Below are 20,701 nucleotides of genomic sequence, written 5' to 3' on the forward strand. Positions count from 1 at the left end.
CCGGCGCTGGTAGAAATGCCGGATGAGCCAGGATCGGACGGCGGTACGGGAGCGGGCCGAGGCGGTGCTGCGGCGGTTGGCCGGCGAGCACGCCCGGCTCCGCGAGGACCAGTGGCGGGCGATCGAGGCGCTGGTGGTCGACCGGCGCCGGGTGCTCTGCGTGCAGCGCACCGGGTGGGGCAAGTCGGCCGTCTACTTCGTGGCTACTGCCCTGCTGCGGGGGCGCGACCACGATGCCGCCGCCGGACAGGGCGACGGGGGCGGCACCGGCCCGACCGTGATCGTCTCGCCGCTGCTGGCGCTGATGCGCAACCAGGTCGAGTCGGCGGCCCGCGCCGGCATCCGGGCCCGCACGATCAACTCGGCCAACCTCGACGAGTGGGACGAGATCACCGCCGAGATCCACGCCGGGGCCGTCGACGTGCTGCTGATCAGCCCCGAGCGGCTCAACAACCCAGATTTCCGGGACACGGTGCTGCCGAAGCTGGCCGCCACCACCGGCCTGCTGGTGGTCGACGAGGCGCACTGCGTCTCCGACTGGGGGCACGACTTCCGGCCGGACTACCGGCGGCTGCGTACCTTCCTCAACAACCTGCCCGAGCGGACCCCGGTGCTCGCCACCACGGCCACCGCCAACGCCCGGGTCACCGCCGACGTCGCCGAGCAGCTGGGCGACGCCCTCGTGCTGCGCGGCAGCCTGGACCGGGAGTCGCTGCGCCTCGGCGTACTCGACCTGCCGACCCCGGCGCACCGGCTGGCCTGGCTCGCCGACCACCTGGACCGGCTGCCCGGGTCGGGCATCGTCTACACGCTCACCGTCGCCGCGGCGGGGGAGACCGCCGAGTTCCTCCGTTCCCGGGGCTACGCGGTCGCCTCCTACACCGGCCAGGCCGAGGACGCCGACCGGCGCGCCGCCGAGCAGGACCTGCTGGACAACAAGATCAAGGCGCTGGTCGCCACGAGCGCCCTGGGCATGGGCTTCGACAAGCCCGACCTGGGCTTCGTGGTGCACCTCGGCGCGCCGCCCTCGCCGATCGCGTACTACCAGCAGGTCGGCCGCGCGGGCCGCGCCGTCGCGCACGCCGAGGTGCTGCTGCTGCCCGGCGTCGAGGACGCCGCGATCTGGCGCTACTTCGCCTCGCTGGCGTTCCCGCCGGAGGAGCAGGTCCGGGCGGTGTTGGCGGCCCTGCACACCGACCGCCCGCTCTCCACGCAGGCCCTCGAACCGATCGTCGACCTGCGCCGGGCCCGGCTGGAGCTGATGCTCAAGGTGCTCGACGTCGACGGCGCGGTCCGCCGGGTGCGCGGCGGCTGGCTCGCCACCGGCGAGCCCTGGGTCTACGACGAGGCCCGGTTGCGCCGCGTCGCCCAGGCGCGCACCGCCGAGCAGCAGGCCATGCGGGAGTACGCGACCACGCCCGACTGCCGGCTGCGCTACCTGCGCGAGTGCCTGGACGACGCCGGGGCGACCGGCTGCGGCCGGTGCGACCGCTGCGCCGGCCCGCTGTTCACGCCCGAGGTGTCCGACGTCGCGCTGACCGCCGCGCAGACCTTCCTCGGCCGACCCGGCGTGGAGATCGCGCCGAAGAAGCTCTGGCCGACCGGGCTGGAGGCGGTGGGCGTACCGCTCAAGGGGCGGATCGCCCCGGCGGAGCAGGCGCTGCCGGGGCGCGGGGTGGGGCGGCTGTCCGACCTGGGGTGGGGCGGCCGGCTGCGCGACCTGGTGGCGCCGGAGGCGCCCGACGTCGCCGTCCCCGACGACGTGGCCGCCGCCGTGGTCGAGGTGCTGAAGGCGTGGGCGCACGGGGACGACCCGTGGCCGCGCCGCCCGGTCGGCGTGGTCGCGGTCGGCTCGCGCAGCAGGCCCCGGCTGGTCGGCTCGCTCGCCGAGCGGATCGCCGCCGTCGGCCGGCTGCCGATGCTCGGCCGGGTGACGGCGGCCGGCCCGGCCGGCGGGGGCCCGCGCGGCAACAGCGCCCAGCGGGTACGCGCGCTGCACGGTGCCTTCAGCGTGCCGGAGGACCTGGCCGACACCCTCGCCGGCCTCGACGGACCGGTGCTCCTCGTCGACGACCTGGTCGACTCGGGTTGGACGATGACGATGGTCGCCCGGGAGCTGCGCCGGGCCGGCGCCCCCGACGTGCTGCCCCTTGCCCTGGCGGTGGCCGGCTGAGCCGCGCGTCCGTGTCGCAGACCGGGCGGGGAAGTTCCCGGGCGGGCGGGATTGCGACCGCCGCCACGCCGAGTCGCCGCCGGGGCGGCGCGACCGTGACGGAGGGTAGCGTGAGCGGCATGACCGATCAGCAGCCCGGGCGTGAGCGGGACGGCGGCGGTGCCTGACCGGGCGTCGGCCGTGCCGGACCAGGGATCGACGGTGCGTGAGCAGACCTCGGCGGTGCCGGACCAGTCCCCGGCCGGGCCGGACCAGGTGTCGGCCGGGCCGGACCAGTCCCCGGCCGGGCCGGACCAGTCCCCGGTCGGGCCGGAGCAGGTGTCGGCCGTGCCGGACCGGAGCACGCTCCGGCTGGCGCTGGTCGTCGGCGGCCTGGTGCTCGCGGTGCTGCTCGGCTTCGGTCTCGGCCGGCTCAACGGCGGTGGCCCGGCAGGGTCGGCGGGGCGGGACAGCGCCCTGGCCGATCACGCCCACGCCCCCGGGACGGGCGCGCACGAGCACGGCGCCGACCAGGGCGCGGCGGCGGAGGCGGCGGGACTCTCGGTCACCTCGGCCGGCTACACGCTCGCCCCCGTGGCGTCGTCGTTCACCGCCGGCCGGCCGGGCGAGCTGCGCTTCCAGGTGCGCGACGCGCAGCGCCGCCCGGTGACGCGGTTCGCCGTCGTGCACGACAAGCCGATGCACCTGATCGTGGTGCGCCGCGACCTGACCGGCTATCAGCACCTGCACCCGACCATGGCCGCCGACGGCACGTGGTCGGTGCCGCTGACCCTGCCGCAGCCGGGCGTCTGGCGCGCGTACGCCGACTTCACCGCGCTCGCCGACGACGGCCGGCAGACGGCGGTGACGCTCGGGGTGGACCTGGTCGCGCCCGGCGGCTACCAGCCGCTGCCGTTGCCGGCGCCGGCCACCTCGGCCACGGTCGACGGGTTCACCGTCGGCTACCAGGGCACACCGCAGGCGGGTCTGACCGTCCCGCTGACCTTCCGCTTCGGCTCGGCCGCCGGCGGCACCCCGACGCTGGAGCGCTACCTCGGCGCGTACGGCCACCTGGTCGCGTTGCGCGAGGGCGACCTGGGTTACCTGCACGTCCACCCGGAGCCGCAGACGGTCGACGGGGCGGTGACGTTCTGGGTGACCACGCCCGGCCCGGGCCGGTACCGGCTCTACCTCGACTTCCAGGTCGGCGGCGTGGTGCGGACCGCCGAGTTCACCCTGACCGTGCCCTGATCCTCCGGCGGCCGGCCCCACCGTGGCCGCCGGCCGCGCGGTCGCCATCGCCGCTGGCACTGCGGGTGGTGCCTCGGCCCGCGCTGCGGGTGGCGGTGGTGCGGGTGGCGGCTCAGCCGGCGCGCCGGATCGGGCGGCGGGCCAGGTAGCGCAGCAGGTCGCGGATGTGGTGCTTCTCCTCGGCCGGTACGGTCGGGTCGGCCAGCCGTTGCAGGATCACCCGGACGTCCGCCTCGACCGGGCCGTCGTCGACGCGTCGACGGGGCGCCGGGCCGGCGTCGGGCAGGCCGAGCGCGCGGAACGCGGCCGCGACCGGCAGGTCCAGCGCGGCGCAGAAACCCCGCACCTTGGCGAGCTCGGGGTAGTCCTGCCAGTCCCCGGCGAGCCAGCGGAACACGGTGGAGCGACCGACGCCGGTGTGGGACGCCAGGTCCGTCACGGTCCACCCGCGTTCCTCGCGGGCGTCGTCGATGGCGCGCCGCACGAAGCGGGCGAAGGCCATCTGCGGCGATACCTCTACCGAACCCATCCCTGCGGGTCTTCCCTCCCGACCGGCACCCGGCGGTGCGCCTCCGAGGGTAGTACGAAAAGGTATGGAAACAATTGACTGACCGACCAGACCGTCCCGTGGGCGGGACTTTTTCGCCGGAACAATGACGCGAATCACCCGGGACCGAGCGATGGTTGTCGCTTCTCAACCAATCTGTGAGCGGCTGGGGCGCCGCGGCACCGGCGCGCCCGCGCGGGATCGGGGCGGCGGGCGACGGCGTTGGCCGAGGACGCCACGCGACGAGGGGCCGCGAACAGCGGCGCCGGCGCGGTGACGGTCGGCGTCCGGGCCGCGATCGGCCGCGCCGGCGCGGTGCCGGGCCGGCGTCGGGCGATCGCGCTAGCGCGGTGCGGCGCCGGCGTCCGGGGTGGTTGCGGGGAGCAGCGTCGCCAGCCGTGGGGTGACGTCCCACTGGCCGACCAGGTCCCGGTACTCCGCCCGCTGGCCGTCCGTCGGGGCGGTGCCGGTGCGCCGGGCCCGGATGAGCAGGTTGCGCGGGGTGTGTCGGGAGTCGACGAACTCCACCACCTCGGCCCGGTAGCCGTGCAGCCGGAGCAGCCCGGCCCGCAGCGCGTCGGTGAGGACGTCCGCGAAGCGCTCGCGCAGGATGCCCTGCCGGGTCAGCAGGTCGTACGGCGCGGGGGCCGGCCTGGCGCGCAGCTGGGCGGCGACGTCGTGGTGGCAGCACGGCGCGGCGAGCACCCAGCGGGCCCGCCAGCGCACCGCCCGAGCCAGCGCCTCGTCGGTGGCGGTGTCGCAGGCGTGCAGCGCCAGCACCAGGTCGGGGGCGGGCTCCACGACGGCGTCGGCGATCGTGCCGGCCACGAAGCTGACCCGCTCGGCCCAGCCGAGCCGCTCGGCCAGCTCGGTGTTGCGGCGGCGCTGGTCCTCCCGGACGTCCACGCCGACCAGCTCGACGTCGAGCCCCCGCCGCGCCAGCCACCGGTACGCGGCGAAGGTCAGGTACGCGTTGCCGCACCCCAGGTCGACGACGCGTAGCGGCCCGGTCAGGTCGTCGGGGAGGGTCGCCGCCAGCGCCCGCAGGAACGCGTCGACCTGTCGGCGTTTGGCCGCCGAGCCCCCGATCTCCGCGAAGATCGGGTCGCCCGGGTCGAGCAGGTACTCCTTCGCCCGGTCGTGCCCGCCCGGCTCGGCGACCGGCCGGGCCGCGGCGGCCCGGTGCACCTGCGCCTCGCCCGACTTGGTCACCCGCAGTTGCAGCGTCGCGTCGGCGGTCTCCACGTGCCAGTTGCCGAACGGCTCGGCCAGCAGCGCGTCCACCGCCGCGTCCGCCTCCGGGCCGGGGGCGACGTTGCGGGTGTACGGCCGGGAGCCGTCGGAGGTGGAGATCTGCAGCCGGGGACCGGCCTTCAGCGCGACCGGCCGCAGTTCGGCGCGGACCATCGAGGGGCGGTGCCCGCGCCGGCGTCCGGCGGCCACCGCCCGCGTCAGCGCGGGGTCGAGCAACAGCGCCCGAACCTCGGTCAGGGCGGCATCCAGCGGTTCGGGCATTGCTCCATCTTCCTCGTCGTCGGCGGCGCACCGCCGGGCGGCCCGACCCTCTCGGGCACGCTGCGCTCCCGCGGACGCGCCGCGTGCGCCCCGACCACGCGCGGTGGTGCGGTGGGCGGGTGGGGGCCGGTCGCGTTCGGTCGTCCGGTCGCGCGGGCCTTCATCCGGTCACGACGGCGACATCCCCGCACCGGGGAACGGTACGGGGATGTCGGGTGTCGTGCTCGGGTCAGTCGGCGGTCGCCTCGGCCGGCGTACCGGCGGCGGAGCCACCGCCACCACGACGGCGCCGGCGGCGGCGCGGCTTCGGGGCCTCGCCCGCGGCGGGGGCGGGGGCGGGGGCGGCGGCGGCCTCGGTGGTGATCACCGCGGTCGGCTCGCCCGAGACGGTCTCGCCGGCGCGGCGACGCCGGCGGCGACGCGGGGTGCGGGTGCCTTCCTCGGCGGCCTCGGCCGGCGCGTCGGCGCCCGGCCCGCCGGTCTCCCCGGTGGCGTGGCCCTGGCGGCGCTCGCCGCGACCGCGACCGTCGCCGCGCCGGGAGCCCCGGCCCTCGCCCCGGCGGGACCGGCCACCGCCCAGGTCTTCCTCCACCTCGGCCGCCAGGCCGGCGCGGGTGCGCTCGGCCGTCGGCAGGGTGCCGGTGATCTCGGTGGAGATGTGCAGGTCGGTGTAGAGGTGCGGGGACGTGTGGTACGTCTCCGGCGGCTCCGGCATCTCCAGGCCCAGCGTCTTGTCGATGATCCGCCAGCGGGGCATGTCGTCCCAGTCGACGAAGGTCACCGCGACGCCGCTCGCCCCGGCCCGGCCGGTGCGACCGATCCGGTGGGTGTAGGTGTCCTGGTCCTCGGGGCAGTCGTAGTTGATCACGTGCGTGACACCGCTGACGTCGATGCCCCGGGCGGCGACGTCGGTGGCGACCAGGGTGTCGATCTTGCCCGCCCGGAACGCCCGCAGTGCCCGCTCGCGCGCGCCCTGCCCGAGGTCGCCGTGCACGGCGGCGACGGCGAAGCCCCGGAAGTCGAGGTCCTCGGCGACCCGGTCGGCGGCCCGCTTGGTGCGGGTGAAGATCATGGTCAGCCCGCGACCCTCGGCCTGCAGGATGCGGGCCACGATCTCGATCTTGTTCATCGAGTGGGTGCGGTAGGCCAGCTGCTCGGTCTGCGGCGACGGCCCCGTCTCGGCGGTGTGGCCCGCGTGGATCGTCACCGGGTGGCGCAGGAAGCGCCGGGAGAGGGTGACGATCGGGTCGGGCATGGTCGCCGAGAAGAGCATCGTCTGCCGGTCCTCCGGCAGCATCGCGAGGATCCGCTCGACGTCGTCGAGGAAGCCCAGGTCGAGCATCCGGTCGGCCTCGTCGAGGACCAGCGCGTGCACCCGGTCCAGGCGCAGGTGCTTCTGCTTGGCCAGGTCCAGCAGGCGGCCGGGGGTGCCGACCAGGATCTCCACACCCTTGCGCAGCGCGTCGACCTGCGGCTCGTAAGCCACGCCGCCGTAGATCGGCAGCACCCGGACGCCCCGCGTCCGGGCCGCGGCGGCGAGGTCCTTGGCGACCTGGATGCCCAGCTCGCGGGTGGGCACGACGACCAGCGCCTGCGGCACGCCGTCGCCGCCCTCCTCGGGCGCGAAGACGCGCTCCAGCAGCGGTACGCCGAAGCCGAGGGTCTTGCCGGTGCCGGTGGGCGCCTGGCCGATCAGGTCGGTGCCGCGCAGCGCGATCGGGAGCGCGTACTCCTGGATGGCGAACGCGCGGGTGATGCCGGCCGCGGCCAGCGCGTCGACGGTCTCCTGACGCGCGCCCAGCTCGGCGAAGGTGGGTGCCTCCGGACGCACCGGAGCGGTGGCGGCCAGCTCCTGGCCGTCCATGAGTTCTTGGGTCAGCTCGCTCATATGGATTTGGGGGTGCCCTCTCGTGGGTGCGCCCCGTCATGTCCTCAGGGCGCGATCGGTGTGGCGCGGGCCACACGGTCGGCGGCAGAATGCCTGGCCGGACCGGGCCGCACGCGCGCCGTGGAGTCGGACTTCGATCGGACCGACCGGTCTGTTGGACCGGCCTGGCCAGCTCGGCGCCCACGGCAACTGCTCCATGTTACCTGAACAGCACGCCGGTCGTCCTGATTCCTGGCGCAGGTGGCGGGCGCGGGGGCGCCGGGTGTGACCTGCGCCACTCCCCCCGGCGGGTGCGGGCGGGCGGTAGCCTGCGCTCGTGCCTGACCCCGACCAGACCGGCCCTGCCGTCCCTGACCTGCCCGGCCCTGCCGTTCCGGACCCGCCCGACCCTGCCGTCCCGGATCTGCTCGGCCTGGTCGCGTTCGGCGAACTGCTCGCCTTCGAGCGGATGGCCGTCGACGCCCGGCTCGCCCCCGACCTGCGCCGCCGGGCGGCCCTGAGCGAGATGGCCGCCGCCGAGATCGGCAACTACCGTCGGTTGGCCGACCGGCTCGCCGCGCTCGGCGTGCTCCCCGACGACGCGATGGCGCCGTACGTCGCGCCGCTGCAGGCGTACCACGACTCGACCGAGCCGCGGGACTGGGCGGAGGCGGTGACCAAGGCGTACGTGGGCGACGCCATCACCGACGACTTCATCCGGGAGATCGCCGCGGCCCTGGCCGAGCCGGACCGCCGGCTCGTCCTCGACGTGGTGCACGACTCCGCGTACGCCGACTTCGCCGTCGCCGAGATCCGGGCCGCCATCGCGGCCGACCCGAAGGTGGCCGGCCGGCTCTCGATGTGGGCGCGGCGGCTGGTCGGGGAGGCCCTGTCGCAGGCCGGTCGGGTCGCCGCCGACCGGGGCACGCTGACCGCCCTCATCGCGGGCAGCGACGGGGTGGACGTGCAGGGATTGTTCCGGCGGCTGACCGCCGCGCACACCACGCGGATGGCCGCCGCCGGGCTGAACAACTGACGTGCGGGCCCGACGACTGACGCACCGGCACACGGAGTGCCGGACGAGTCGGCGTGCCGGGCCGGTGGGCGGGGTCCGCGACGGGCGACGCCGTCACCCGTCGCGGGCTGCCGACCGGGTCAGCGGACGGTGAAACCGACCGCCCGCGGCGACGCCTCGGCGATCTCGACGTAGGCGACCTTGTTGACCGGCACGATCACCCGCCGGCCCTTCTCGTCGGTCAGGGAGAGGGTGCCCTCGTCCTTGGTCATGGCGTCGGTCACGATCTGCTCGATCTCGGCCGGCGACTGCGCGCTCTCCAGCACCAGCTCGCGGGGCGCGTACTGCACGCCGATCTTGACCTCCACAGTGCCTCCTCGTTCGGGCGAAAGAGCCGCCGAGGGGAAGGCTATCCGATCTCGCGCCCCGATGCTCAGGCTGACTCACCTTGCAGCGGGAAGCTGGCGATGCCCCGCCAGGAGAGCGCGGCGACCAGAGCCTCGGCCTCGGCCTTGGGCAGCTGCCGGCCGCGGGCCAGCCAGAACTGCGCGGCGGTCTCGGCCGCGCCGACCAGGCCCGAGGCGAGCAGCTCGGCGTGTGCCCGGCTGATCCCGGTGTCGGAGATGATGGTGTCGGTGATGGCCGCGATGCAGCCCTGCTCGACCCGCTCGACGCGCTGCCGCACCGCCGGGTCGTTGCGCAGGTCGGACTCGAAGACGAGGCGGAACGCCTCGCTCTCGTGGTCGACGAAGTCGAAGTACGCGCGCACCGACGCGCCGACCCGCTCCTTGTTGTCGTTGGTGCCGCGCATGGCCTCGTCGACCTTCGCGAGGATCGCGTCGCAGTGCGTGTCCAGCAGCGCGAGGTAGAGGTCCATCTTGCCGGGGAAGTGCTGGTAGAGCACGGGCTTGGAGACTCCCGCCCGTTCGGCGATGTCGTCCATCGCCGCCGCGTGGTAGCCCTGGGCGACGAACACCTCCTGAGCGGCGGCGAGCAGTTGCTTGCGGCGCGCCGAACGGGGCAGGCGGGTGGGCCGGCCGGCTGTCTGTGCACCGTTCCCCACAGCGGTCATGGGAACCTCCGAGTTTCTTCGTACGAGCCGGCATTTCACCCGAACCGGTCTGGGCTCATGGCCCGTCGCGGAATTGGCCCGCCGCTGTAACTTATCGCCACTGTCACCACACGGTAGCCTCAGCGGGGGCGACCAAGGAGCGCGCGGTGAGTGAAACAGGGCAACCCGGTGCCGCCACCCCGGGAGAGCACGGCGACGGGACGGGTCAGCAGGACGACCTGGGCCGGGCCGGCAGCGGGTGGGCGCCCTCGGCGGCCGGATGGTCCCGGGGCGAGGAGATCTCCGGGGCCCGCGAGCAGGCCTCGGCGTGGGGCCCGCCCGACCCGGGTCTCGGCTGGGCCGCCTCCTCACCCCGGCACGGCGACCTGCCGTCGCCGCTGCCCGGTCCGCCGGCCGCAGCCGAGCCGCCGGCCCGGGCCAACGGTCACCACGTCAACGGCGTCAGCCACGCCGACGACTCGCCGGTCGGCCGCCAGGCCCCGGTGAGCGCCCCGCCCGGCATCCTCGGCGAGCAGCGCCGCGACCCGGGCGGCGACCGGCTGGTGGTGCCCGCGCAGCGGCCGGCGCCCGCGGCCGAGCAGCCGTCGGTCCCGCAGCCCGGGCTCGCCGAGCCCGAGTCGGGCCCCGCCCGGCACTCCTCCGCGGACCCGTCGGCCGGCCGCCAGCCGCGCTGGGCCGACCCCGGCCTGCCGACCTCGGCCCCGCCGGCCACGCAGGTGCCGCCCGTCGGCACGGCGGCCAGCGGCTTCGAGGTGCCGCCCGGCTTCCACGCGCCGACCGTCGACCGTTCCGCCACCGAGGAGCCCTCCCCGGCCGCCGGTGCCCCCGGCTGGGTCGACCCGTTCCCGCCGGAGCCGCCGTCCCCGGCCCCCCGCCCGTTCCCGCCGGCCGGCGAGCGCCCGTCCGCGCCCGAGGCGTCGGCGGGCGACCGGCCGGTGACCGGCGACCGGCTCTCCGGCGTAGACCGCGCGCTCGGCGCGGAGCGCGCCTTCCGGCAGGAGCACGGCTCCGACCCCGACCGTGGCCCGGTCGCCGGGCAGGACCCCGCGCCGGCCCCCGCCGGGCAGGCCGGCACCTCGGGTGCCACCGGCGACCGCGTGCCGGGCGTCGGGCAGGTGGCCGCGGAGCACGCGCCGGGCGCCGACCGTGGGCCCGGTGCCGGCCGGGAACCGGGCGACCCCCACGCACCCGCCGCCGAATGGCCACCGGCGACCGAGCCGGACTGGTCCGGCCCGAACTGGAACCGGCCGAGCTGGGGCGGTGGCTGGGCGCCCCCCTGGTCCCGTGAGGAAGGCGAGCCGGCCGGCCGCCGGGCCTGGGACGAGCCCGCCACCACCGGCCGCCGGTCCCGGGCGGAGGACGAGCCGGTCGGCCGCCGGGCGCGCGAGGAGGACGAGCCCGTGGGCCGCCGGTCCCGGGAGGACCGGGCGTCGGGCTGGACCGCCGAGCCGCACCGACCCTACGAGCCGCCGCGCGCCGAGCCGGGCCGCCCCTACGAGGTCGGCCGAACCGAGTCCGCGCCGCGCCCGGCGTACGAGCCGCCGGCCGATCCCGCCGGGCGGGCGGCGTCGCCCGCGACCGACCGGTCCGTCCCGGTCCCGGCCGAGCGACCCGCCTGGGCGGGCGGGGGGCCGTCCGGCGCGCCCGCGAGCGCGCCCCCGGCTGCCTACGACCTGGCCGGCACGGCGGAGGGCACCACTCCTGCGCCGGCCGGGGACGAGGCCGCGGTCCGGCCGTTCCGGCTCCGGTCGGTGAGCGAGGAGCCGCCCCCGGTGCCGCCGGAGGCGTCGGTCGGCCCGCAGGTCGCCTCCGGTCCCGCCGCCGCGAGCGGGCCCGGGCGACGTGACCGCACCCCGTCCGCGCCCGCTCCGACGAGCGCACCTCCCTACGCGGCCCGCCGATCCGCCCCCGAACCGGCGTCGACGGCCGAGCCGGCCGGCGACGACCGGCTCCCGGACCGCCCGTTGGCGGTGTTGCCGCAGCGCGTCCCCGCCGAACCGGACGTGCCCGTCGTGCCGGAGCCGCCAGCCGTGGAGCCACCCGCCGAAACCCCGGAACTCGCCCGCATCGCCACCCATCTGCGCCGTGACGACGAGCCCGCACCGCTGCGGGAGCGGCCGGAGGGCTTCGACGTCAACGCGATCCTCGACGCCGTACGCGGGGTGGCCGGCGTCCGCGACGCGGCCCTGCGCCGCACCCCGGCCGGCGCGCACAGCCTGCGGCTCGACCTGGCCGACGGGGCCGACCCGGCCGAGGTGAGCCGGCAGGTCGCCCGCCTGCTCCAGGAGCGGATGGGGCTCGCCGCCGCCCCGCGGAACGTGCCCGGCATGCCGGCCGCCCCGGCCCCGCCGGTACGCCGCCGGTCGGCCGAGCCGCGCGCCGCCGAGACCAGGTCGCCCGGCTCCGCCGGGCCGCGGAGCGCCGAGCCGCCGGCCGCCGAGACCCGGGTGCCCGGCAGCCGCGCGGCCGGCAGCCCGACCGAGGCCCCGCAGGCCCGCGCCGAGCAGCGCCCCGAGGCGGCGCCGGAGCCCCCGCGCCGGCGCCGGCAGTCCGCCGCCCCGCACCGGGGCCGGGCCACCGTGGAGGAGCCGGGCTCGGTGTCGGCCGCCCCGGCCGGAACCCCCACCGGCAGCCCGGCGACCGTCGGCACGTCGTACTCCGGCGGGCAGGTGACGACGACGGAGTCCGCGCCGTCCCGGCCGTTGGACACCGGCGGCGCGGCCGGTCCCCGGGTGGTGATCGACCACGTCCAGGTGAGCACCTTCGGGCTCGACGCCACCGTGGAGGTGCGCCTCGTCGCCGGCGGGGAGAGCGCCGCCGGCTACTCGACGGGACCGGCGGTCGACGGGTACGTGCTGCGGCTCTGCGCGGTGGCCGCCGCGGCGGCGGTGGACGAGCTGCTCCGCGGCGGGGATCCCGGGCCGGAGCGGGGCCGCTGCTTCGTGGAGCACGCCGCGGTGGTGCCGTTCGGCAACTGCGAGGTGGCCACGGTCGTGGTGCTGCTCGTCTGCGACGGCTGGGTCGAGCAGCTCGTCGGCTCCGCGCTGGTCGCCGGCGATCCCCGGCAGGCGGTCGTCCGGGCCACCCTGTCCGCGGTCAACCGCCGGATCGAGGCGCTGCTGGCCTGAGCGCGGGGGTGTGGTCCCGACGCACCGGGGGAGCGGTGCGGGCGGCTCGCGGCCCGCGCGCCGCAGGCGTGGTCCGAACGCTGCCGCGCGCCGCGGGCGGGGTTCGACGCGCTGCCGGGCGGCGCGGGCACGGGCAGACTGGAGCGATGAAGCCCGCCACCCTCTGGCCGGACCATCTCCTCCCCGAGCACTCCGTCCCGCCGCCCTGGCCGGGGCGCGAGGTGCGCCTCGACGGCACCGTGACGTACGTCCGGGACACCCCGGCCACCGCTCCCGGCGCGGAGCCGGCGCTCTACGTGCACGGCCTGGGCGGCTCGTCGCAGAACTGGACCGACCTGGCCGGCCTGCTCGCCGACCGCCTCGACGGGCAGGCCATCGACCTGCCCGGGTTCGGCCGCAGCGAGCCGGGGCGCCGCTACACCATCCCGGCCTTCACGGAGCGGGTGATCCGCTGGATCGAGCACTCCGGCCGGGGGCCGGTGCACCTGTTCGGGAACTCGTTGGGCGGGGCGATCTCGGTGCAGGTGGCGGGGCTGCGGCCGGAGCTGGTCCGGACCCTGACCCTGATCTCGCCGGCTCTGCCGTTCCTCGACTTCCGGCGCTCGTTGCAGGGTCGGATGCTGCCGCTGCTGGCGATCCCCCGGGGCGAGCGCCTGGCCGCCCGGCAGCTGGCCAAGCTCGCCCCCGAGGTGATGGCCCAGCAGGTCATGGAGGCGTGCATCGGCGACCTGAGCCGGATCAGCGAGCAGCGCCGGCAGGAGGCGCTGGAGGAGATCCGGGTGCGCTACGAGGCCGAGCACTACGCCGCCGCGTACGTCCGGACGTTCCGCGGCCTGGTCTCCAGTTTCCTGCGGTCGTACCTGCCGGGGTCGGGGTCGCTGTGGCGGCTGGCCGGTGTGGTCCGGGCGCCCACGCTGGTCATCGGAGGGCGGCACGACCGGCTGGTGGACGTCCGGGTGGCGCCGCAGGCCGCGCGGGTCGTCCCGGACAGCCGCCTGCTGATGCTCGACGGCGTCGGGCACGTGGCGCAACTGGAGGTGCCGCGCCTGGTCGCCCGTGCCGTGCTGGGCCTGCTCGCCGAAACGGGGGACACCGCGAAGCGGTCCGACATGGCAGGCTGACCGGGATGTCCTCCGCCCGCCGCCCCGCCCCGCCCCCGACCCGGGGCCAGCGGGCCGCAGCCTCCGCCGGCGGGCGTCGGCGCTCCACAGGGCGGGCGCCGGCCGCCGCCCAGGGCCCCGACCTGTCCCGTCCCCGGCACCGCCGGCCGGCCCGCCGGCGTCGCCTCGTCGAGCTGGTCGCACTCCTCCTCGCGGTCGGCGCGGCGGTGGCGGTGGTCGCCGACCGGCGGGGTGCCGACGTCGACGCGGAGGTGCTCACCGCCGAGGAACTGGCCTCCGCGCCGGCGGTCGCGCCGGTGTCCGCCTCGCCGGTCCCGGCGTCGCCCGCCGCCGCGGCCACCACGCCCCCGCCGCCGGTGCTGCGGCTGCCCGGGCCGGTGCCGTCGGCGGGCCGGGGCAGCTTCGGCTACGACGACCGGGTGCGCCCGGTGCAGGGGGAGGCCGGCAGGCTGCACCGCTACCGGGTCGCCGTGGAGTCGGGCTCCGACGAGGACGCGGGCGAGTTCGCGGCTGCCGTCGAGGAGGCACTCACCGGGCCGGGGAGCTGGGTCGACGGCGGGCTGCGGTTGCAGCAGGTACGCGCGGACGCCCGGCACGACTTCACGGTCTACCTGGCCACCGCCGCCACGGCGGGCCGGATGTGCGCGGCGGGCGGGGTCGACATCCGGGTGGGCGGGCGGCCGTACACGTCGTGCCGGGCGCCCGGCAAGGTGATCATCAACCTGGACCGTTGGCGGCTGTCGGTGCCGCACTACGTGAGCGCCCGCATACCGCTCTCGGTCTACCGGACGTACGTGGTGAACCACGAGGTCGGGCACCAGTTGGGGCACCGGCACGAGCGCTGCCCGGGCAGGGGCCGCCCGGCGCCGGTGATGATGCAGCAGACGCTCTTCCTCAACGGCTGCGTCGCCAATCCCTGGCCGTACCGCGACGGTCGGCGTTACGCCGGGCCGCCGCTCTAGCCGCCGCCGACGGGGCAGAGGAGCGACCACCGGCGCCGTCGTCGACGGCCGGGACTGGCTGTAGCCAAAATCGCGGCAAAATCGCGGAAATGCCCGGATTGGCGTGGGACGCTCAGGTCATGACGTCGTCGTCCCCTTGCGACCCGCCTGGTCCGCCGACCCACCGTCCGTCGCCGTCGCCGACCCCGCGACCCCTGTCCCGGGACCGCCGCCTGCCGGCCCTGCTCCGGGACCGGCGCGCCCTCGGGATCGGTCTGGCCCTGCTGCTCGCGGCGGCCGCCGTGGTGACGCTGGCCCCCCGGCCCGACGGGCAGGCCGGCGAGCCGCCCACGGGCGACCCGGGCCGGGCGGCGTACGGGGCGGCGGCGGGCGAGCACGAGCAGCGCCCCACCCCCACCCCCTACCCGCGGGAGGGCACGGGCAGCTTCGTCGCCGCGACCGGGGACTCCCCGGTGCGGGGCACCGACGGGCCGGTCCGGCGCTACCGGGTGGCCGTGGAGTCGGGCACCGGCCAGGACGTCGCCGCCTTCGCCGCCACCGTCGACGAGGTGCTGGGCGACCCGCGCGGCTGGACGGCCTCGGAGGAGTTCCGAATGCAGCGGGTGGCCGAGGCGGACGACGCCGACTTCACCGTCTACCTCGCCACCCCGGACACCTCGGAGCGGATGTGCGCGGAGGGCGGGCTGAGCACTGAGGGCTACACCTCCTGCCGGCTCCCCGGTCAGGTGATCATCAACCTCGCCCGCTGGTTGGAGGCCGTCCCGGACTACGGGGCGCCGCTGGAGATCTACCGCGCCTACGTGGTCAACCACGAGGTGGGCCACGAGTTCGGCGAGGAACACCAGGCCTGCCCGGCCCCGGGCGAGCCGGCGCCGGTGATGCAACAGCAGACGTACGGACTGGACGGCTGCGTCGCCAACGCCTGGCCCTACGTCGATGGCTCGCGCTACGAAGGCAAGCTGGTCCCCGGGATCTGAATATTCCCGCTCCCGCAGTTCGGGCGACGTGTCCCTCCTCATGGCCGACCGGCCCCACGACGGGCGACAATGGCTCGGTTCGCCATCAGCCGATCCCGGGGAGTCCACCGTGTCGTTGCCCCCGCTCGTCGAGCCCGCCGCCGAGCTGACCGTTGACGAGATCCGCCGCTACTCGCGCCACCTGATCATTCCGGACGTCGGGGTCGAGGGGCAGAAGCGGCTGAAGAACGCCCGGGTGCTCTGCGTCGGCGCCGGCGGTCTCGGCTCGCCGGCCCTGATGTACCTGGCCGCCGCGGGCGTCGGCACCCTCGGCATCATCGACTTCGACACCGTCGACGAGTCCAACCTCCAGCGCCAGATCATCCACGGCGTCTCCGACATCGGCCGCTCCAAGGCCGAGTCGGCCGCGGCGTCGATCCGGGAGATCAACCCGCTGGTCGACGTGGAGATCCACAACACCGCGCTGGACCGGGACAACGTCCGCGACATCTTCTCCCGGTATGACCTGATCGTCGACGGCACGGACAACTTCGCCACCCGCTACATGGTCAACGACGCGGCGGTGCTGCTCGGCAAGCCGTACGTCTGGGGGTCGATCTACCGCTTCGACGGCCAGGCGTCGGTGTTCTGGGCCGAGCACGGCCCCTGCTACCGCTGCCTCTACCCGGAGCCCCCGCCGCCCGGCATGGTCCCCTCCTGCGCCGAGGGCGGGGTGCTCGGCGTGCTCTGCGCGTCGATCGGCTCGATCCAGGTCAACGAGGCGATCAAGCTGCTCGCCGGCATCGGGGAGCCGCTGGTCGGCCGGCTGATGGTCTACGACGCCCTGGAGATGAGCTACCGCAAGATCAAGGTCCGCAAGGACCCGAACTGCGTGCTCTGCGGCGAGAACCCGACGGTCACCGACCTGCTGGAGGACTACGAGGACTTCTGCGGCGCGGTGTCGGTGGAGGCGCAGGAGGCGGTGGTCGACTCGACCATCACCGCGCTGGAGCTCAAGGAATGGCAGGACGCCGGCAAGGACATCTTCCTCGTCGACGTCCGCGAGCCGGCCGAGTACGAGATCGTCCGGATCCCCGGCGCGACGCTGATCCCCAAGGGCGAGATCATCTCCGGCGAGGCGCTGGCCAAGCTGCCGCAGGACCGGCAGGTTGTGCTGCACTGCAAGTCCGGGGTCCGCTCCGCGGAGGCGCTCGCCGCGCTCAAGGCGGCCGGGTTCCGCGACGCGGTGCACGTGCAGGGCGGCGTGCTCTCCTGGATCAAGCAGATCGACCCGTCACTGCCCGCGTACTGACCGGTCGCACCAGAGGCCCTTCCGCCCGCGCGGGAGGGCCTCTGTGCCGTGCCGCCAGCCCGGCACACCGGACCGGTCCGCACGTCGCGCCGGTCGACGGTGGCTGCCCGGTGGACCCGGCCGAGCCGTTTCCCGGAGGCGGGACCGACTTTTCGCAGGTAGCGTGTCCGCCGTGATCGACATGGACGCCGCGATCGGCTTCGTCGTGGCGCACGGGGACGCGGTGGACCGCGCCCGTCTCTCCCGGTTGCGCACCGGCGCGCCGGTGCCGGTGGAGCTGCTCGACGAGGCCGAGGCCGGGCAGGCGCCCGGCGGTGGCTGGCCGGCAGTGCTCGGCGGCGAGGTCGCCTCGGTCGACGCGACCTGCTTCCGCCTCGCCGAGCTGGACGACCTCGGCGCGCTCGGCCGTCCCGCCGCCCGGCACGCGCTGGACTGGCTCGCCGCCCGGCAACTGCCCGACGGCGGCTGGGAGGAGGACCCGCGGCTGGCCGGCCTGGCTCCGGAGTGGGCCCGCCCCGGTGACCCGGAGGCCCGGCTCTACCTGACCGCCAACGCCGGCTACTGGCTGACCGTCGCCGGGCTCGACGCCCGGGCCGCCGGCCCGCTGGACCACCGGGTCGGTGGGGCGTACGCCGGGGTGGTGCAGGCGGCGGCGCACGCGCTGGCCGCGGCGCTCGCCCCCGACGGCAGCTGGCCGTCGTTCCTGCCGGCCGGCTGGCTGAGCGCGGCCGTGCTGCACCGGCAGCAGATGTACGACGAGTCGGCGCGTATCCAGGCGGTGCTGGCCGAGCGGGTGCCGAAGATGTCCCCGGCCGACGTGGCCTGGCTGGCCGCCACGCTGCGCCGGGTCGAGGTGGGCGAGGAGCAGTGGTTGCTGGTGTCCGCCCGCAGGCGGCTCACCGAGACCCAGCGCAGCGACGGCGGCTGGGACAGCGACGACGGACACCAGTTCGACGTGCACACCACCCTGACCGCGATCCGGGCCTGCCGCCCGGCGGTCACTTCAGCTGGCTGATCACCAGCGGCCACCAGCCGTCCGGGGTGAACGCGGCCGGGTCGATGCTCTCCAGCACCATCCGTAGCTGCTCCGCCCGTTCGGCCCGGCCCGGCTTGCCCTCGTCCGCCTCGACGAAGAGCGCGAACTGGTAGAGGAACTCGAGGAAGGTGCGGAAGTTGCTGTTCACCGGCTGCACGTCCGGCTGCTCCAGGTCGCACTGGAGGATCTCCCCGGTGCGCGGGTCGAGCACGTAGAGCAGGTCGGTGTTGTCGGCCACCGCGCCGACCACGATCAGCCGGACGTCCAGCGAGCCGTCCTCGGTGGTCAGCTGGATGGTGTCGTACAGCTCGATGTCGCCTTCGAGGAAGGCGGTGAAGACCACCGCCACGTCGAGCGGGATCTCGTCGCCCTCGGGGAGCATGTCGGGGGTGAAACCCCCCTCCAGCCACGCCTCGCGCGGGTAGGGGATGAGCTCGTCCTCGCTCCACAGCGCGGTGAACCGGGGATCAGCAGCCATGACGGTCCTTCGCAGGGTCGACGGGTGGGTCAGGAGGACAGGCCGGCGGCGATCAGCAGCCGCCGCCAGTTGTCGGCGTACTCGCCGGCGTGCCGGCCCTTGCGTAGCCGCTGCTCGGGAGCGGCGGGACCGAAGACGGCGGCGACCAGCTCCGGATAACGGGGGCCGAGCACGTGCTCGTCGAAGAACGTGGCGACATCGGGGGCGATGAGGGTGAACTCGACGTCCTCGTCGGGGTGCTCGTACTGGTAGACGTAGGCGGTGGACTCCATGTAGTACACGTCCAGGTCTTTCCGGTCGAGGTAGATCGGATCGCCGCCGCGGATCTCGGCGCGCAGGCCGGAGGGGACGCTGTCCATCTCGTAGCCGACGATCAGCGGGCTGCCCATCGGGTCGTTCGGGTTGACCTCGTCCTCCTCCCACGTCTGCGGGGTGAGGATCTCCTTCGGCGCGTGGAACCGGAAGTTGTCGCCCTCGATGCGCCGGAACAGGCTGTAGACCTCGGCGACGCCGGGCAGCTCGGCGATCGGCTCCAGTGGAGCTGGCCCCTCGATGCGCACGCCGAAGCCGTGCTCGGCCTCCACCCGGGTGAGCAGCTCCAACTTCTCGGCGATCCGGGCGAGGACGGTCGGGTCCGGGCGGGTCACGCCAGGACCTTCACGACGACCTTCGTGTCCGGGTCGACGTCGCGCAACGCCACGGAGATCTCGCGGCCGATCTCGCGGTTGGTCCGGGCGTCCATCGGCCTGAGGTTAGCGTATTCGTCCTTTCTGTCGAGTTGCAGCTCGTGGACGTGGTCCGGGTCGAGTCCCTCGCCTCGGGCGCTGACCGGCCCCCGGCCGCCGTAGAGGCGGTCGACGAGGTCCTTGTTGGCCAGGTACTGGTTGGTCTCCGGGGTGCCGTGCTGCTGGGTCAGCCGCTTGTTCCCCGTGGCGGCCGTGCCAACCGGGCCCAACGTGGCGATCCGGGACAACTCTCCACTACGGAGGGTCAGCCGCGCAGGTGGCCGTCCCCGGTGACCACGTACTTGGTGGAGGTCAGCTCGGGCAGGCCCATCGGGCCGCGGGCGTGCAGCTTCTGCGTGGAGATGCCGATCTCGGCGCCGAAGCCGAACTCCCCGCCGTCGGTGAACCGGGTCGAGGCGTTGACCATCACGGCCGCCGCGTCCACCCGGGCCACGAACTCCCGGGCGGCGGCGGCCGAGTCCGTGACGATCGCCTCGGTGTGCCCCGTGCCGTACCGCCGGATGTGCGCGACCGCCGCGTCGAGCGAGTCGACGACGGCGACCGAGATGTCCGCGGAGAGGTATTCGGTGGCGAAGTCCTCGTCGGTGGCCGGCACCACCGCCGGCGAGTGGGCCGCGACGCGGTCGTCGCCGTGCACGGTCACGCCCGCGTCGGCGAACGCGGCCAGCACCGGCGGCAGGAAGGCGTCGGCCACCGCCGCGTGCACCAGCAGCGACTCGGCCGTGTTGCAGGTGGACAGCCGCTGCGTCTTGGCGTTCAGCGTGATCGCGACCGCCTTCGCCGGGTCGGCGGCGGCGTCGACGTAGACGTGGCAGTTGCCGACGCCGGTCTCGATGACCGGCACCGTCGACTCCTCCACCACCGTGCGGATCAGGGACGCGCCGCCGCGCGGGATCAGCACGTCGACCAGGCCACGGGCGCGCATCAGCTCCTTGACCGAGTCGCGGCTGCTGGCGTCGAGCAGTTGCACCGCGTCCGCCGGCAGGCCCGCGCCGGAGACGGCGTCGCGCAGCACCGCGACCAGGGCGGCGTTGGAGTGCGCCGCCGACGACGAGCCGCGCAGCAGCGCCGCGTTGCCGGACTTCAGGCAGATGCCGGCGGCGTCGACGGTCACGTTCGGCCGGGCCTCGTAGATGATGCCCACCACGCCGAACGGCACCCGGATCTGGCGCAGCTCCAGCCCGTTGGGCAGGGTCGAGCCGCGGACCACCTCGCCCACCGGGTCCGGCAGCGCGGCCATCTGCCGCAGCGCGTCGGCGATGCCCGCCACCCGCCCCGCGTCGAGGGCGAGCCGGTCCAGCACGGCCGCGCTCAGCCCGGCCGCGCGCCCGGCCGCCAGGTCCGCCTCGTTCGCCGCCAGGATCTCCGGCGTACGCGCCACCAGCGCGTCGGCCATCGCGACCAGCGCGGCGTCCTTGGCCGTACGCGTGGCGACGGCCAGCGCCTCCGCCGCCGTACGCGCCCGCCGGGCCTGCTCGCTCACGCTCATCGCCGCACTCATCTCCTCAGTCGTTAGGAAGGGCCCCTTGCTATACAGAATCCG

General features: G+C 75.6%; 18 protein-coding genes. 9 read left to right on the forward strand and 9 right to left on the reverse strand.

The window, feature by feature from the left end; genetic code table 11:
* The first annotated feature begins 22 nt into the window (after positions 1–22).
* Complete coding sequence (locus tag ACGFZ2_RS04890) at positions 23–2,173, forward strand: DEAD/DEAH box helicase (protein ID WP_393450366.1); 2,151 nt, start codon at positions 23–25, stop codon at positions 2,171–2,173.
* Positions 2,174–2,374: 201 nt separating this feature from the next.
* Positions 2,375–3,403: a hypothetical protein gene (locus ACGFZ2_RS04895; RefSeq protein ID WP_393450369.1), complete on the forward strand. Its 1,029-nt coding sequence runs from the start codon at positions 2,375–2,377 to the stop codon at positions 3,401–3,403.
* A gap of 112 nt (positions 3,404–3,515) precedes the next feature.
* On the opposite strand, the gene ACGFZ2_RS04900 is transcribed toward ACGFZ2_RS04895, so the two are convergent.
* From ACGFZ2_RS04900 to ACGFZ2_RS04910, 3 genes are all read right to left on the reverse strand, one after another.
* Positions 3,516–3,932 carry a helix-turn-helix domain-containing protein gene (locus tag ACGFZ2_RS04900; RefSeq protein ID WP_091627481.1) on the reverse strand — a complete coding sequence of 139 codons (417 nt, stop codon included), beginning with the start codon at positions 3,930–3,932 and terminating at the stop codon, positions 3,516–3,518.
* A gap of 360 nt (positions 3,933–4,292) precedes the next feature.
* Positions 4,293–5,465, reverse strand: coding sequence for a class I SAM-dependent methyltransferase (locus ACGFZ2_RS04905; protein WP_393264894.1), 1,173 nt, complete (start codon positions 5,463–5,465; stop codon positions 4,293–4,295).
* A gap of 229 nt (positions 5,466–5,694) precedes the next feature.
* Positions 5,695–7,353, reverse strand: coding sequence for a DEAD/DEAH box helicase (locus tag ACGFZ2_RS04910; RefSeq protein ID WP_393450372.1), 1,659 nt, complete (start codon positions 7,351–7,353; stop codon positions 5,695–5,697).
* A 316-nt stretch (positions 7,354–7,669) separates the two neighbouring features.
* Between ACGFZ2_RS04910 and ACGFZ2_RS04915 the strand changes: the two genes are divergently transcribed.
* Complete coding sequence (locus tag ACGFZ2_RS04915) at positions 7,670–8,368, forward strand: ferritin-like fold-containing protein (RefSeq protein ID WP_393264899.1); 699 nt, start codon at positions 7,670–7,672, stop codon at positions 8,366–8,368.
* 119 nt (positions 8,369–8,487) lie between these two features.
* Here ACGFZ2_RS04915 and ACGFZ2_RS04920 read toward each other — a convergent pair whose 3' ends face one another.
* The gene (locus ACGFZ2_RS04920; RefSeq protein WP_350684773.1) at positions 8,488–8,715 is read right to left on the reverse strand and encodes a DUF3107 domain-containing protein; all 228 of its coding nucleotides are present in this window, start codon (positions 8,713–8,715) and stop codon (positions 8,488–8,490) included.
* 65 nt (positions 8,716–8,780) lie between these two features.
* Positions 8,781–9,419: a TetR/AcrR family transcriptional regulator gene (locus ACGFZ2_RS04925; protein ID WP_393264901.1), complete on the reverse strand. Its 639-nt coding sequence runs from the start codon at positions 9,417–9,419 to the stop codon at positions 8,781–8,783.
* Between the two features lie 1,097 nt (positions 9,420–10,516).
* On the opposite strand from ACGFZ2_RS04925, the gene ACGFZ2_RS04930 reads away from it, so the two are divergent.
* The 6 genes from ACGFZ2_RS04930 (at position 10,517) to ACGFZ2_RS04955 (ending at position 17,913) form a co-directional block, all read left to right on the forward strand.
* On the forward strand, positions 10,517–12,547 hold the full coding sequence (locus ACGFZ2_RS04930; RefSeq protein WP_393451427.1) for a hypothetical protein: 2,031 nt from the start codon (positions 10,517–10,519) through the stop codon (positions 12,545–12,547).
* A 146-nt stretch (positions 12,548–12,693) separates the two neighbouring features.
* On the forward strand, positions 12,694–13,668 hold the full coding sequence (locus tag ACGFZ2_RS04935; protein ID WP_393264903.1) for an alpha/beta fold hydrolase: 975 nt from the start codon (positions 12,694–12,696) through the stop codon (positions 13,666–13,668).
* Positions 13,669–13,673: 5 nt separating this feature from the next.
* On the forward strand, positions 13,674–14,630 hold the full coding sequence (locus tag ACGFZ2_RS04940; RefSeq protein WP_393450375.1) for a DUF3152 domain-containing protein: 957 nt from the start codon (positions 13,674–13,676) through the stop codon (positions 14,628–14,630).
* Positions 14,631–14,749: 119 nt separating this feature from the next.
* Positions 14,750–15,607 carry a DUF3152 domain-containing protein gene (locus ACGFZ2_RS04945; protein ID WP_393450378.1) on the forward strand — a complete coding sequence of 286 codons (858 nt, stop codon included), beginning with the start codon at positions 14,750–14,752 and terminating at the stop codon, positions 15,605–15,607.
* Positions 15,608–15,716: 109 nt separating this feature from the next.
* Positions 15,717–16,898, forward strand: coding sequence for an adenylyltransferase/sulfurtransferase MoeZ (gene moeZ, locus ACGFZ2_RS04950; RefSeq protein WP_393450381.1), 1,182 nt, complete (start codon positions 15,717–15,719; stop codon positions 16,896–16,898).
* 181 nt (positions 16,899–17,079) lie between these two features.
* Positions 17,080–17,913: a prenyltransferase/squalene oxidase repeat-containing protein gene (locus tag ACGFZ2_RS04955; protein WP_393265046.1), complete on the forward strand. Its 834-nt coding sequence runs from the start codon at positions 17,080–17,082 to the stop codon at positions 17,911–17,913.
* Here the strand turns inward: ACGFZ2_RS04955 and ACGFZ2_RS04960 are convergent.
* From ACGFZ2_RS04960 to ACGFZ2_RS04975, 4 genes are read right to left on the reverse strand one after another with little or no spacing between them, the layout of a single operon-like run.
* Positions 17,897–18,412, reverse strand: coding sequence for an SUKH-4 family immunity protein (locus ACGFZ2_RS04960; protein ID WP_393450384.1), 516 nt, complete (start codon positions 18,410–18,412; stop codon positions 17,897–17,899). The two genes, ACGFZ2_RS04955 and ACGFZ2_RS04960, sit on opposite strands and share 17 nt — an antisense overlap.
* A 29-nt stretch (positions 18,413–18,441) precedes the next feature.
* Complete coding sequence (locus ACGFZ2_RS04965) at positions 18,442–19,059, reverse strand: hypothetical protein (RefSeq protein WP_393450387.1); 618 nt, start codon at positions 19,057–19,059, stop codon at positions 18,442–18,444.
* Positions 19,056–19,385, reverse strand: coding sequence for a hypothetical protein (locus ACGFZ2_RS04970; RefSeq protein WP_393450390.1), 330 nt, complete (start codon positions 19,383–19,385; stop codon positions 19,056–19,058). Before ACGFZ2_RS04970 ends, ACGFZ2_RS04965 begins: the two co-directional genes overlap by 4 nt.
* Positions 19,386–19,402: 17 nt before the next feature.
* Entirely contained in the window at positions 19,403–20,647 is a 1,245-nt protein-coding gene (locus ACGFZ2_RS04975; protein ID WP_393450393.1) for a glutamate-5-semialdehyde dehydrogenase, read from the reverse strand.
* Positions 20,648–20,701: the final 54 nt, after the last annotated feature.

The sequence above is a fragment of the Micromonospora sp. NPDC048063 genome (assembly GCF_043202855.1).
Classification (GTDB): domain Bacteria; phylum Actinomycetota; class Actinomycetes; order Mycobacteriales; family Micromonosporaceae; genus Micromonospora.